The organism is Rubrimonas cliftonensis (assembly GCF_900107585.1).
Classification (GTDB): domain Bacteria; phylum Pseudomonadota; class Alphaproteobacteria; order Rhodobacterales; family Rhodobacteraceae; genus Rubrimonas; species Rubrimonas cliftonensis.
In genome coordinates this window covers 1-12,746 of the sequence record NZ_FNQM01000040.1, presented here as the reverse complement: position 1 = coordinate 12,746, position 12,746 = coordinate 1, and the positions used below count along the sequence as shown (strand labels likewise).

The 12,746-nt window shown below is 69.3% G+C and carries 11 protein-coding genes; 4 read left to right on the top strand and 7 right to left on the bottom strand.

Features of this window, described 5'->3' with window-relative positions; translation table 11 throughout:
- The 3 genes from BLW43_RS21590 to BLW43_RS21580 form a co-directional block, all read right to left on the bottom strand.
- Positions 1-862, bottom strand: an 862-nt coding sequence (locus BLW43_RS21590; protein WP_483880061.1) for a flagellin N-terminal helical domain-containing protein, incomplete at its 3' end; no start/stop codon positions are given.
- 233 nt (positions 863-1,095) lie between these two features.
- On the bottom strand, positions 1,096-2,364 hold the full coding sequence (locus BLW43_RS21585) for a class I SAM-dependent methyltransferase (protein ID WP_093256738.1): 1,269 nt from the start codon (positions 2,362-2,364) through the stop codon (positions 1,096-1,098).
- 7 nt (positions 2,365-2,371) lie between these two features.
- Positions 2,372-3,436, bottom strand: a complete 1,065-nt coding sequence (locus tag BLW43_RS21580) for a class I SAM-dependent methyltransferase (protein ID WP_093256735.1) — start codon at positions 3,434-3,436, stop codon at positions 2,372-2,374.
- A 143-nt stretch (positions 3,437-3,579) separates the two neighbouring features.
- On the opposite strand from BLW43_RS21580, the gene BLW43_RS21575 reads away from it, so the two are divergent.
- A complete protein-coding gene (locus tag BLW43_RS21575; protein WP_175479052.1) occupies positions 3,580-4,458 on the top strand; it encodes an NAD-dependent epimerase/dehydratase family protein in 879 nt (292 codons plus the stop codon).
- Here the strand turns inward: BLW43_RS21575 and BLW43_RS21570 are convergent.
- Positions 4,445-5,209 (bottom strand): cephalosporin hydroxylase family protein, encoded by a 765-nt coding sequence (locus BLW43_RS21570; RefSeq protein ID WP_093256730.1) that lies wholly within the window; start codon positions 5,207-5,209, stop codon positions 4,445-4,447. The two genes, BLW43_RS21575 and BLW43_RS21570, sit on opposite strands and share 14 nt — an antisense overlap.
- 153 nt (positions 5,210-5,362) lie before the next feature.
- On the opposite strand from BLW43_RS21570, the gene rfbF reads away from it, so the two are divergent.
- From rfbF to BLW43_RS21555, 3 genes are read left to right on the top strand one after another with little or no spacing between them, the layout of a single operon-like run.
- The gene (rfbF, locus tag BLW43_RS21565) at positions 5,363-6,133 is read left to right on the top strand and encodes a glucose-1-phosphate cytidylyltransferase (RefSeq protein ID WP_093256728.1); all 771 of its coding nucleotides are present in this window, start codon (positions 5,363-5,365) and stop codon (positions 6,131-6,133) included.
- A complete protein-coding gene (gene rfbG, locus BLW43_RS21560; RefSeq protein WP_093256725.1) occupies positions 6,130-7,215 on the top strand; it encodes a CDP-glucose 4,6-dehydratase in 1,086 nt (361 codons plus the stop codon). The genes rfbF and rfbG overlap by 4 nt, the downstream gene beginning before the upstream one ends.
- On the top strand, positions 7,215-7,754 hold the full coding sequence (locus BLW43_RS21555) for a dTDP-4-dehydrorhamnose 3,5-epimerase family protein (protein ID WP_093256722.1): 540 nt from the start codon (positions 7,215-7,217) through the stop codon (positions 7,752-7,754). Before rfbG ends, BLW43_RS21555 begins: the two co-directional genes overlap by 1 nt.
- A gap of 83 nt (positions 7,755-7,837) precedes the next feature.
- On the opposite strand, the gene BLW43_RS21550 is transcribed toward BLW43_RS21555, so the two are convergent.
- The 3 genes from BLW43_RS21550 to BLW43_RS21540 form a co-directional block, all read right to left on the bottom strand.
- Positions 7,838-10,129: an O-linked N-acetylglucosamine transferase, SPINDLY family protein gene (locus tag BLW43_RS21550; protein WP_093256720.1), complete on the bottom strand. Its 2,292-nt coding sequence runs from the start codon at positions 10,127-10,129 to the stop codon at positions 7,838-7,840.
- A 34-nt stretch (positions 10,130-10,163) separates the two neighbouring features.
- Positions 10,164-11,462, bottom strand: a complete 1,299-nt coding sequence (locus tag BLW43_RS21545; protein ID WP_175479051.1) for a glycosyltransferase family 2 protein — start codon at positions 11,460-11,462, stop codon at positions 10,164-10,166.
- Positions 11,463-11,736: 274 nt separating this feature from the next.
- A complete protein-coding gene (locus BLW43_RS21540) occupies positions 11,737-12,573 on the bottom strand; it encodes a DUF1217 domain-containing protein (RefSeq protein WP_093256715.1) in 837 nt (278 codons plus the stop codon).
- Between the last annotated feature and the right edge of the window lie 173 nt (positions 12,574-12,746).

Here is a 12,746-nt window from a genome sequence, read left to right as displayed (position 1 = left end):
TGTTGGCCTGCGTTGAGATGTTGGCCAGGTCCGTCGTCGCAGCCGCGCCAGTCTCGGCGGTGGCGTACGCCTCCAGCTGGACCGCCATGGCGCGGCTGGCCCGCAGCACCATCTCCGCCGACGTGGCGGCGGTGCTGCCGTCGGCGCCGGTGTCGGACTCGGTGACCTCGTAGGAGAGGATGATGCCGCGGCCGTTGTCCCGGCCGACGAGCGAGATGGCGATCTTGTCGCCGACCGCGTAGGTCGTGCCGGCCCCGATGGCGCCGGTGAGGTTCGTGGTCGCCAGCTCGGTGGCCGCGACCGACTCCACCGCGCCGTTGGCGACGCCGCTGCCCGTGCCGGCGGCGCCCTGCTCGAGCGTGGCCCGGGCGACGTCGATGTTGGCGACGGTCACGTTGCCCGAGCTGTCGCGGTCGAGCGAACCCAGCACCTCGACGACCGGATCGGTCACGTTGCGCTGAAGCACGTTCAGGCCGTTGAACTGCGACGCCGCGACCGTGGCGTTGATGTTGTTGCGCAGCTCAGCGGCGTCGGCCTGGATCTTGGAGCGGTCGACGTTGTCGGCCTGGGAGGCGACGATGCGGCCCTTCAGCTCGTCGAGCAGCTTGTTGACGGTCTCGGCGCCGCTGCGGGCGACGTTCAGCGTCGACTGGCCGAGCGCCAGCGAGTCGGTGATCGCCTTGAAGCCGGTGACGTCGGAGTTCATCACCGCCGACACCGACCAGATCGCCGCGTTGTGGCGAGCGTTGGCGATCTTCTTGCCGGTGGAGATGTTGCCCTGCACGTCGCTGAGCTTGGCGCTGATCTGGCGCAGCGTGTTCAGCGCCACCATCGACGAGTTGTTGGTAAGAATGGACGACATTGTCTCTTCCTCTTTGCGTGCAGTGAAATTTTTTCACCACGTCTGACGCTATCGGACAGGGTTTTTCCTGATCCGGGAGAGACGTCTTCTGACGTATTCGGGACATTCGTGCCCCCGCGCCTTCTGCGCGCTGCGTGGTTATCGGCCGGAAACCACTAAGGGCGGGTTAGCGCCGCCGGCCGCCTTTGCGGGGCGCCGGCCCGACGCCTCCCGCGCTCCCCGCCAGCGTCCGATCATAGCGTCGCGACGCCGTCCGGGTGATTTGCGTCGGCCACCGCGAACCGCGCGCCCGCCGCGCGCAGGGGCGCAAGCGTCGCCGCGATCTCCGCACGCAGGTTCCATGGCAGGATGAGCACCAGATCGGGCCGAAGCCCGGCGAGCGCCTCGGGCGCAATGATCGGAACATGCGCGCCGGGCATCAGCCGACCCTGCTTGCCCGGATTGCGGTCGGCCACCGCCATGAACACGTCGGCCCCAAGGCCGAGCTGGTTCAGGAAGGTGACGCCCTTGGCGGCGGCCCCATAGGCGGCCAGCCTGTCGCCGCGGTCGCGCATCGCGATGAGGGTCTTGCGCGCGGCGTCGGTGAAGCGGCGCACCCGGTCGCTGAAGGCGCGGTAGGGAGCGGCCGTCTCGATGCCGAAAGCGGCCTCCTCCGCGCGCGCCGCCGCGACCGCGCGCGTCTCGGCGTGCGCCGCCCCCTCGCGGCAGGCGAAGACGCGCAGCGAGCCGCCATGGGTCGGCAACGCCTCGACGTCGAAGACGCGCAGCCCCGACGCCGCAAAGATGCGCTCGACCGCCGCCAGCGAGAGGTAGCTGTAGTGCTCGTGATAGATGGTGTCGAACTGGAGCCCCTGAAGCTGGCGCAGCAGATGGGGGAACTCGAAGGTCGCCACGCCCTGCGGCGCGAGCATGACGGGAAAGCCGGCCACGAAATCCGTGATGTCGGGCACATGGGCCAGCACGTTGTTGGCCGCGATCAGGTCCGCCGAGAGACCCTCGCCGCTGAGGCGCGCCGCCGTCCCGGCGTTGAAGAAGCACACGCGCGTCGGAACGCCCCTTGCGACCGCGAGACCCGCGGCGTGACCGGCGGGCTCGACGCCCAGAACCGGGACGCCCGCGGCGGAGAAATGCTGCAGCAGGTAGCCGTCGTTGGAGGCCGCCTCCATGACAAGGCTGTGCGGCCCGAGGCCGAACCGCGCCGTCATCGCCTCGGCATAGGCCTTGGCGTGGGCCACCCAGCTGTCCGAGTAGGAGGAGAGATAGGCGTAGTCATGCACGAAGATGGCGTCCGCCGGGGCGTCATGGTCGAGTTGCGCCAGCCAGCAGCCTTCACAGACCCTTGCATGAAGCGGGTGCCGCCGCTCCGCCGCGATGGCGGCGGGATTGTCGGGGAGGAAATCGTTTGCGAAAGGCATGTGGCCAAGGTCGGCCATGGTCAGCGACAGCGGCGCGCCGCAGAAGCGACAGGGACGGCCTTGATCTGGCCTCACAGGGTTCGCCATGGCGCGCTCAGAGGCTCGTCACTGAAAAGCGTCCGCCAACCGCAGCGGCGATTTCAGCGTGGTAGTTCGGGTTTGCGACCAGGATGGCGGCGCCGGACGGCAACGCCGCGAGCGCGTCCTCTGGCGCGCTCACCAACAGGCCCGCGCCGGCGACATGGCGCCCCTGCTTGGCGGGGTTGATATCGATTATCGCTGCGGGAGAGCGGCCGGCGCGCGCCATCAGAAGCGAGAAGATCACGCCCTTCGAAGCCGCGCCCCACACCGCGAAGGGTTGCGCGACCGGAACGCGGGTCCAGCGATCCAGCGATTGCGAGAAGTCGTCCGGCAGCCGTAGCGCGCGGCGCAGCCGCGGCGGGCGGAGGCTCGATAACTCGGCCGTCACGCCGATGTACTGGCCGCCGAAGCAGTGGCGCATCTCGTAAATCTGGCCAAAAAGGCTCTCAAAGTACTCCTTGGTAAAATAATTTACGTGCTCGTAAAATATATCATACCAGGCTTTGTTTGAGGCAATCCACTCCAGACATGGAACCTCTATGTAGATTTTGGCTGTGCCGCCATTGGCCTGCGCGATACATGCCATGAAGCCGGCCGGGTCAGGGATATGTTCCAGAACATGGCGGAGCACGATCAGGTCGGCGCCGAAACGGTCGGATCCGGTGAAGCGCCGCTTCGCGATGCGCGGGTCGTCGCCCTCATAGGCGGGATCGATGCCCTCCACGTCATGGCCGCGCTCGGCGAGCATCCGCAGGAATCGGCCTTTGCCGCAACCGATCTCGATGATCCGGCGACCGCGCATCAGCGGTTCGAGCCGATCTGCTGTCTCGCGGAGATGCGCCTCGAATGACGGGCTCAGCCCCTGTTCGTTCTGGTAATCGGCGTCATAGACGATGATGGCGGGATCGAAGGCTATGTTCCGGACCAGACCGCTCACCGGATCCTGCGCGAGCCGAACGTCGCCGGTCGCGCTCGCGAGCGCGGCCTCGCGCGTGTCGAACATGCGGTTCTGCAGCGCTGGCAGGCCGTTGGCGGCGTATAGGATGTCGCTTTCTGCGACGGGCGTGACTGACCGCATGGATTTCCATCTCGCTTCGTGTAGGGTTGCACGGCGCTGGCCTAGCCTCTGGCGTTGGACGCCGGGCGTCCAACGGGGCCGACGGGAATGTGACGCGCACTGTGCATGCTGAGGAACGAACAACCGGTAACCAGAATCGGTGCGTGCTGGTCACCGGCGCCGGGGGCTTTGTCGGACGCGCTCTGACGTCGGCGTTGCGCGCCCGGGGCGTCGAGGTGCTAACGGCGGAGGGTCTCCTCGGCAGGCGCGGCGATCTGCTCGACGCAAGCGAGCGGCGTTCCCTGATCACGGCGGCCCACGCCGACACGCTGATCCATCTCGCCTGGACCACCGGGCATGGAGCCTTCTGGACCTGCCCGTCAAACGACGCGTGGTCGAACGCTTCGGCGGAGCTGTTCCGCGCGTTCTATGCGCGGGGGGGGCGTCGCGTGGTCGGCGTCGGCACCTGCGCGGAATACGACTGGACCGCCGCCGACGCGCCGCTTCGCGAGGATGCGCCGCTGCGGCCGCACACCGCCTATGGCGCCGCCAAGGCCCGCGCAGCGGAGGCGCTGCTGGACGCGGCCACGCGCGCCGGAGCCGAGGCGGCCTGGGCGCGCGCCTTCCTGCTCCTCGGCGCGGGCGAGCCTGCGCAGCGGCTTGTCCCCGCGATGATCGACGCGGCGCTCTCCGGCGGCCGGATCGACTGCGGCCCGGGCGGGACGGAGCGCGATCTCTGGAGCGTCGAGACCCTCGGGTTGGCGCTCGCCGACCTGTCGCTGAGCACGCTGTCGGGTGCGATCAACCTCGCGAGCGGACGGCGGACGCGGTTCGACGCCCTTGCCGGCATGATCGAGCGGGCCTGCGGGACCAGCGGAGCCATCCGCTGCGGCGCGCGCCCGTTGAGGGCCGGCGAGCCCGCGCGGCTGGTTGCGGACGCCGGGCGGATGCGGCGGGAGCTCGGCTTCCGGGATCCCGGGTCTCTGGAAGGCGCGATCGCCGACTACGTCGCGACCCGGCGCGCCGAAATCACAGCCGTCTGAGCCACGCGCTGGGAAAATGGGTGATCTCGGGAACCGCCGCCGCCTCGCTCCAGGGCGGCGCGGGGCGCTCAAGCACGAAATCCGCGCGGCGACGCGCGAAGTCCTCGGCCGCGTTCGCAGGATTGTCTGTCAGCCAGCATGGCTTTCCGCGCGGCGTTCCCGCGACCTCGCGCATCACGCCGTCGGTGGCCACGAGATGGCAGCCGGGCGTCACGAGGTCGGCGTAAGCCTCGAGTTCCGCCGTGACGTGGGCATGGCTGTGGTCGCTGTCCAGAATCACCATCACGCGCTGCGCCTTGGCGGCGGCGGCGCGGGCCTGGGCGATCACTTCGGGAGCGGTCGAAGAGCCCTCGACGAGCTCGATGCGGCGGGACATCGGATGCGCCTCGATCGCGGCGCGATTGTGCGGGCGGATCTCGATGTCGACGCCCAGAACCCGGCCGGCTCCCATTGCCTCGAAGAGCGACGCATAGAAGATCAGCGACCCTCCATGCGCCACTCCCGTTTCGATGATAAGCTCCGGTCTGGTCATGAAGATCGCCTCCTGCAGGCGCATCATGTCGTCCGGCAGCTGGATCACCGGCCGACCCAGCCACGAGAAGGTGTAGGAGTACTTCTGGTTCCAGCCGACCCGGACATAGTGGCGGGAAATGAGCGCGAACGCTTCGTCGCAATAGAGTGGAAGCGTCCTTTCGCCGTCCGCGTCGGTGACGTGAAGGGTGGCGGCGTCATCGTCAATGGTGAGCTTCATCTGATCTCCCGCGGCGTGATGGGTCGGACAGCCGCAACGGACGCCCGAGGCCTGCGAGCGCCCAAGGCCTGCGGGCGTTATCCTTAACGTCCACAACTTAAGTGATAGTCAAGGTGTTCTCTGTAGCCGTGGCGGCGGGATGGAGGACATACGATGAAAGCAGTGCTGCTCGCCGGCGGTCTCGGCACGCGCATCGCCGAGGAATCAGAGTATCGCCCCAAGCCGATGATCGAGATCGGCGGGCGACCGATCCTCTGGCACGTCATGAAAACCTACGCCCACCACGGCGTCACCGATTTCATAGTATGTTGTGGATACAAGGGCTATGTGATCAAGGAGTATTTCGCGAACTACTGCCTCCATCAGTCCGATATCACGGTGGATCTAGTAGCCGGGGTCGTGACTCACCACAAGAACGGCGCGGAGCCGTGGCGCGTCACGCTGGTCGACACCGGTCTCGACACGATGACGGGCGGCAGGCTGAAACGCGTGACGCCCTATCTGGACCCCGGCTCGGCCTTCTGCATGACCTATGGCGACGGCGTCGCGGACATCGACGTGACCGCGCTCGTCGACTTCCACCGCAGCCACGGCAGGCTCGCGACGCTGACTGCGACCGTGCCGCCCGGCCGCTACGGCGCCCTTGAGATGGAGGGCGAAGCCGTGCGCCGCTTCACCGAGAAGCCGCCGGGCGACAACGCCCACATCAACGGGGGCTTCTTCGTGCTGGAGCCCGGCGTGCTCGACCTCATCGACGGCGACGAGACCGCGTTCGAGGGGGCGCCGCTGGAGCGGCTGGCCGCCGACGACCAGCTCCGCGCCTTCCGCCATGACGGGTTCTGGCGGCCGATGGACACGCTGCGCGACAAGCGTCAACTGGAGGCGCTCTGGCAGTCCGGCGCGCCGTGGAAGGTCTGGCCATGACCGCGCCGCTGCCCGATCCCGCCTTCTGGGCGGGAAAGCGCGTGCTCCTGACCGGTCATACCGGCTTCAAGGGTTCCTGGGCGGCGCTCTGGCTGCGGCGGCTCGGGGCGCATGCGACGGGTCTCGCGCTGCCGCCGGAGGGCGCCGAGAACCACCACGACCTCGCCCATGTCGCCAAGGCGCTGGACGGGCGCATCGCCGATCTGCGCGACCCCGCCGCCGTGGCCGACGTGGTGCGCGCCGTGCGGCCCGAGATCGTGCTGCACCTGGGCGCGCAGGCGCTGGTGCGGCGCAGCCTGCGCGACCCGGCCGCCACCTTCGCCACGAACGTTCAGGGCACGGCCAATCTCCTCGCCGCGCTGGGGCGGCTGGCGCCCGAAGCCGCGACGCTCGTGGTGACCTCCGACAAGGTGTATCGCAACGACGGAACGGGCCGGGCCTTCCGCGAGGACGACCCGCTCGGCGGCAAGGACCCCTATTCCGCCTCCAAGGCCGCCTGCGAACTGCTCGCGGCGAGCTGGCGCGCGAGCGCCGCGGCGCCGGAGCGGCTGCCGCTGGCGACGGCGCGCGGCGGCAACGTCATCGGCGGCGGCGATTTCGGCGAGGACCGGCTCGCCCCCGACATGATGCGCGCCGCCCGCGCCGGCCGGCCGGCGACCCTGCGCCACCCCGAGGCGACGCGCCCCTGGCAGCATGTGCTGGACTGCCTCTGCGGCTACCTGCTCTACCTGGAGCGGCTCGCCGCCGACCCCGCCGGCGCGCCGCGCGCCCTCAACATCGGCCCCGGCCCCGGCGCCCCGATCGCGGTGGCGCGGCTGGCCGAAGCGCTGGCGGCGCGGCTGGAGTTGCGGCGGGCCTGGGTCCATGAGCCGGTTCCGGGCTCCATCGAGGCGCCGGCGCTGGCGCTCGACGTTACGCGCGCCCGCGAGGCGCTCGGCTGGCGCGAGCGGTTGCCGGGCATGGCCGCCATCGCCGCGACGGCGGACTGGCAGGCGGCCTATCTCCACGGCGCCTCGCCCCGCGCCCTGGCGGAAGCCGCCTTCGCGGCGTTCGAGGCCATGCCCGCCGCGGCGGCGGCGTGATGCGCGTCTCGCGCGCCGCGATGCCCGAGGTCGCGATCATCGAGACCGACGCCGTGCAGGACGAGCGGGGCGCCTTCGCACGGCTCGTCTGCGTCGAGGCGCTCGCCGCCGCGGGACTGCCTTTCCGTCCCGTGCAGATCAGCCGCTCCTGCAACCGCCGCGCCGGCACGCTGCGCGGAATGCATCTCCAGCGCGCCCCCCATGGCGAGACCAAGCTGGTGCAGGCGCTGCGCGGACGCGCCTTCGACGTGGCGCTCGACCTGCGGCCCGGCCCCGGCTTTGGGCGCTGGTGTGCGGTCGAGTTGCGGCCGGGCCGCGCCGTGATGATCCCGAAGGGCTTCGCCCACGGCTTCCTCACGCTGGAGGACGAGACCGAACTGCTCTATGCGACCGACCACCCGTGGACGCCGGGCGCGGAGGCGGGGGTGCGCTGGGACGATCCGGCCTTTGCGATCGGTTGGCCCGAGCCGCCGCGCGCCCTCTCGCCGCGCGATGCGGCGCACCCGCTCCGCGACGGGAGCGCCGCGCCGGCGGCGTGACCGCGCCGCGACCTCGGGCGGGCCCTCTCCGAGCGGCCGCCCCCCTGCCCCTTCTCGCGCCGCGCCCCGCGCTCCCGGCGCCCTCAGGCGTCGACAGTGGCGGTGGCCGCGGCGGTCGCCACATCGATGTCGGCCGGGGGCAGCCCATCGGCGCTCCGCGCCGCCGCCGCCTTCAGCCCCGCCTCGAAGTCCGCCGTGTAGCGCGCCGTGTCGAACAGCGGCTCGACCAGCCGGTTCACCGCCAGACGCGCCCGGAACGAGGCGAGCAGGTCGGGGTTCAGCGCCAGTTCGAGGATCAGCGCCTCGTATTCCTGCGCGCTGCGCGTCACCAGTTCCGGCAGCCCGACGGCGCAGAGCAGGCTCGCGGCGACCCGTGCGGCGAACTGGTCGCCGATCTTCGTCACCACCGGCAGACCGGCCCATAGCGCGTCGCTCGTCGTGGTGTGCGCATTGACGTTGAAGGTGTCGAGAAAGAGGTCGGCGTGGGCGTGGCGGGCGAGGTGCTCGCCCTGGCGCAAGGTCGTCGCAAAGACCAGCCTGGCGGGGTCCACCCCGCGCGCCCGCGCCTCGCGCCTCAGGTTCCCGTCGCACCACTCGTTGTCGCGCAGCAGCCACAGCACGCTGCCGGGGAGCTTCTGCAGGAGCCGCATCCAGATGTCGAACTCCTGCGGGGAGATCTTGTAGCCCTTGTTGAAGCAGCAGAACACCAGCGCATCCTCCGGCAAGCCGAAATCCGCCCGCGTGGTGACTTTCGGCGAAAGCAGGCGCGCGTTGTCGGTGCACTGGTAAGTGTGCGGCATGTAGATGACGCTCTCGCTGTAGCAGTCGCGCCATTCGGGCGGGATCAGCACATGGTCCGCAACGATATAGTCGATGAAGCTGGCCCCCAGCGAGCTGGGATAGGCGAGGTGATGCACCTGCACCGGCGCCACCCGCTGCGCCAGGTCGCCGAGCCGCGCCTCCTGCGTATAGCCCTTCAGGTCGATGGCGATGTCGAGTTCCGCCGACCGCGCCAGCGCCACCGCCTCGCTGCGACTCTTTCCTCGAATGTCCACGATCGCGTCCTCCGGCCTGAGGAAGCGGTCGCGCTCATGCGCAAGGCTCGCGCTCGGATAGCTGAAGACCGTGACCTCGAACGCGGAACGGTCGTGGTTCCTGAACACTCCGGACATCAGATGCATGGTGGCGTGGCCGAAGGCGTCCCCGGCGAAGTAGCCCAGCCGAAGCCTGCCGCGCGCCTGCGCCGGAACCTTCCGGGGCAGCCACGGATCGGGCGCGCGGACCTCGACATGGGCGCGCGCATAGACCTGCGAGCGCAGCATCTGCCTGCGCGGCGCGTCCTCGACCGAGAGCATGCCGAAGGGATCGACCGCCTCTTCCCTCACGCCGAGCGACGGCGCGAGCTTCTGCATCTCGTCGAACTCGCTCCAATCGCAGATCTGCAGCATCTGGTGGTAGTAGTGCGTGCGGATGTTCTGCTTGTCGGGGTCGATCGCCAGCGCGAGGCGATGGTGTTTGATGGCTTCGGTTCGGCGGCGGAGCGTCTCGAACGCCTCGGCGAGCTTGCCATGCTGGTTCGCCGACATGGGCCGCAGGGTGCTCGCGCATTCCAGCACCGCGATCGCCTCGCCATGACGGTTCAGACGCAGCAGCGAAAGGCCGAAGTTGATCGTGTAGTCGGCCGAAGCGGGGTTGATCTCGCATGCGCGACGGAAGCAGCGTTCGGCGGTGGCGGTGTCGCTCGTCTCGTAGGCGTGCACGCCGAGCCCGTTCCAGGCGTCAGGGTTGTCGGGCGCAAGATCGAGGGCGCAGCGGTAGCGCTCCATCGCCTCCTCCACGCGCTGGAGGCAGACGAGGGTGTGGGCGAGATTGACGTGCGAGCCGGCGTCCGCCGGATCGAGCCTGACCGCCCGCTCATAGCTAACCGCCGCCGCTTCGTCCTCGCCGAGCGCGTGCAGGGCGTTGCCGAGATTGTTGTGGCCGCCCGCATAGTTCGGCGCGAGGTCGACCACCTTGCGGAACGCGGTCTCCGCGGCGCGCCAGCGCTCCATCGCCGCCTGGTTCACGCCCTGCAGGTTCCACAGCGTCGCCGAGCGGGGATGGCTCGTCAGCAGCGGCGCGAGACGGCTCTCGAGCATGGCGTGCTGGCTGTCGCCATAGAGCCGGTTGAGCGCGTCGAGGATCGGTTGCGGCGGGTCCACGTCGCCGGGCTTCGCGCGGCCCTCGATCAGCTTGCGCAGGCCCTTGCGCGCGCGCTCGTTGGCGGGAAAGGCCTCAAGCACCTTCTCGAACAGCGCGCGGGCCTGATCGCCCTCGCCCTTGCTCGCCAGCGCCTGCGCCTTGATGAGGGTCTGCGGGACGTTGATCTTGCTCACGGGTCATGTCTCCGGCGTCAGGCGCAGGCGGCGCTCAGGGGAACTTGGCCATCAGGTCGCAGATCGTGGTCCTGAAACCGGCGTTCGCGTAGTCGGCGGCGGCCACTTCCGGCGCGCCCATCCCGGGCATCAGCGCGATGTCGGCCGGTCCAAGGGCGGCGCCCGGCTCGTGCAGAGCGACCGGAATGCGCGCGAAGTCCGAAATCCACGCCGCCTCCTCCTCCGTGAATCCGCCGACCAGAACCAGCCGGCTGGCGCCGAACTGCGCCGCCACCCGCCCGTCCAGAAAGCCGATGCCGGCGCGCATGGAGAGGCAGTCGATCGTCAGGGGCAGGTCGTCGGCGCGGCCCAGGCCCCTGAGCCGCGACGCGAGGAAGTAGGATTCCACCGCGTCCCTGCCCTGGCCGAGCCGCAGCCGCAGCGCCACCAGCATCCTGTCCTGCACGAGATGGTCCGCCAGTCGCCGCAGCTCGGCGCGCTCGTCTTCCGAAACCGCCCCGGCGAGCCCGATAAGATGCTCGACCCCGCCGCGATAGCGGTCCCATGCGATCATCACCTCCTCGTGCCCGGCCTGTGACCGGTGCGCGGCCGCAGGGTGCCGCGTCACCGAGCCGTAGAACGGCTCCTCGGAATAGATCACCTCGCCGAAATTCAGCAGCTCGGCCGGCATCGTGAACGCCCAGAACGCCAGGTCGTTCTGGACCGGCATGATCTGCCTGATGAGCGCCGTCCGGTGAATTGCGATCTCGGAGAAAACCTGGTTCTCAAGAATGAAACGCGCCATGCCGGCGCGGTTTTCATGCGAGAAGACATGCGTCTTGGAATGATGGTAGAATTGCGCCTGAATTTTTTCGTCCACAAGATCGACCAGATACCACGGCGCGAACAGCGACACGGCGTTCGGATTGGCCTCCAGCACTCTGATCGACTTCAGGACGGCCGGCCAGAACACGATATCGTCGTCCGCGAGATACATGCAGTACCGGCCCCGGGCCTTCTGGAAGGTGAACTCCAGACTGCGCATCGCGCCGATGTTCTCGGCCTGGCGGAAATAGCGCAGGCGGTCGCCCAGGCCGCCGGCGGCGGCGGCGGCGGCGACCGCGGTCGTGTCGTCCTCGGATGCGTTGTCGGAGACGATCACCTCGATCTGATCGCCAAGCTCCGCCGTCTCCCGCGCAATGCTCTGGAGCAGGCTCCGCAGCATCGGGGCGCGGTTGCAGGTCGGGATGCAGATGCTCAGCGCCGTGCCCTGTCGGGCGGCGGCGGGAGCCTTGAGGCGCTCGTCCGGCTCAATGGCGGCAAGCACGTCCGTCGCGGTTTCAGGTCCAGTCATGTCCGGCAACCTCGCTGGTATCTGGCGCATTTCGCCTGCGACGCGCCAAGTACTGGCGGCGTTCGCGCCCTGCCGGGGCGAACGATGCGAGATCTTCGGGCCGACGTCGCCTCATGAAGGTGCGATCCGCGCAATCACGGCAAACACGCCAATGATCTACACACACTCTACTTCGCGCGAACGCGTCGCGCGCCGATACCGTTAGGCTGATTTGGTTAAAGCTTCTTTCCCGCGATCGGGCCGTTCCGCGGGAACGGCCCGAGACGAAGCGCCTTCAGAGGCGGGAAAGAAACAGCCCGGTCGATGCGCCCGGCCCGAAACCGCCGCCCTGAAGCAGCGTCAGCGCCGCGGCGCCGGGGGTGAAGGCCGACGGGCCCTGCTTCGTCTGCTCGATCGCGAGATAGCGGCGGATCACGGCGTCGCGCGTGTCTGCTTCGGTGAGCTTCGAGACGTCGCCGCCGAAGACGCGGGCGAACTTGCTTTCGAGCGTCTCGATCTGCACGTCGAGATCGAGCTGGGCGAACTGCGTGGGCAGGGCCAGCGCGCCCTCGATCACGCGGCGCAGCGGCACGTCGCCGAGGATTCGCGCCCATTTCGTCCGGTCGCGGCTTGCCGATCCGGCGACGTCGCTCACGCTGCGCTCGAAGTTCATGACGAGGCGCATCGTGTTGTCCACCGCGCCGACGGCCTCCTCGAAGCTGCGAACCTTGTAGCGGGCGACGATGTCCTTGACGAAGGCGGCGTCGGTCACCTGCGCGCCCTTGGCGTCGCCGTAGCCGAAAGCGCCCGCGAACTCGCGGAAGCGCTGGTCGGAGAAGCGCAGCGCCATGGCGCCGTCGGTCTCCGTGCCCTCGTCGAGCACCTTGCGCAGCAGGGCCTTCTTGTAGGCCTCATCGCCCATGCCGAAGGCGCCGAGCGCGACCTTCAGCAAGGTCGGGTCGGCGACAAGCTTCTCAGGGGTGTCGGCCGCGCCGATCTTGCTCTCGAAATAGGCGATCTCGCGCTTGACGATCGCGCTCTCGGCGAAGGCCGCGCGCTGCGCAGTCTCGGTCCGCTGCAGGAAGCGCCAGCCGGCGACGCCGGCGCTCGGGATCACGGGCTGATACGTCATTGCTCGACCTCTGCTGCGGCTCCTGCGCGGGTTTCGGCTTGGGCTTCGTCGCGGTTCCGGCTCGCAGCCCCGTCGCCATCGGGGTTGAGCAGGCGCTCCTCGGTTGGCAGCAGGGTGCGGAGGGCTCGGAGCGCGGGGTAGAAGCGGGCTTCCTCGACATGGGCCAGCGCGCC

What these genes read in the sequence shown, in the direction of transcription:
- BLW43_RS21585 (WP_093256738.1), bottom strand. Translation starts at nt 2,364, where the DNA reads ATGGCGAACCCTGTGAGGCCAGATCAAGGCCGTCCCTGTCGCTTCTGC.
- BLW43_RS21580 (WP_093256735.1), bottom strand. Translation starts at nt 3,436, where the DNA reads ATGCGGTCAGTCACGCCCGTCGCAGAAAGCGACATCCTATACGCCGCC.
- BLW43_RS21570 (WP_093256730.1), bottom strand. Translation starts at nt 5,209, where the DNA reads ATGAAGCTCACCATTGACGATGACGCCGCCACCCTTCACGTCACCGAC.
- rfbF (WP_093256728.1), top strand. Translation starts at nt 5,363, where the DNA reads ATGAAAGCAGTGCTGCTCGCCGGCGGTCTCGGCACGCGCATCGCCGAG.
- rfbG (WP_093256725.1), top strand. Translation starts at nt 6,130, where the DNA reads ATGACCGCGCCGCTGCCCGATCCCGCCTTCTGGGCGGGAAAGCGCGTG.
- BLW43_RS21555 (WP_093256722.1), top strand. Translation starts at nt 7,215, where the DNA reads ATGCGCGTCTCGCGCGCCGCGATGCCCGAGGTCGCGATCATCGAGACC.
- BLW43_RS21545 (WP_175479051.1), bottom strand. Translation starts at nt 11,462, where the DNA reads ATGACTGGACCTGAAACCGCGACGGACGTGCTTGCCGCCATTGAGCCG.
- BLW43_RS21540 (WP_093256715.1), bottom strand. Translation starts at nt 12,573, where the DNA reads ATGACGTATCAGCCCGTGATCCCGAGCGCCGGCGTCGCCGGCTGGCGC.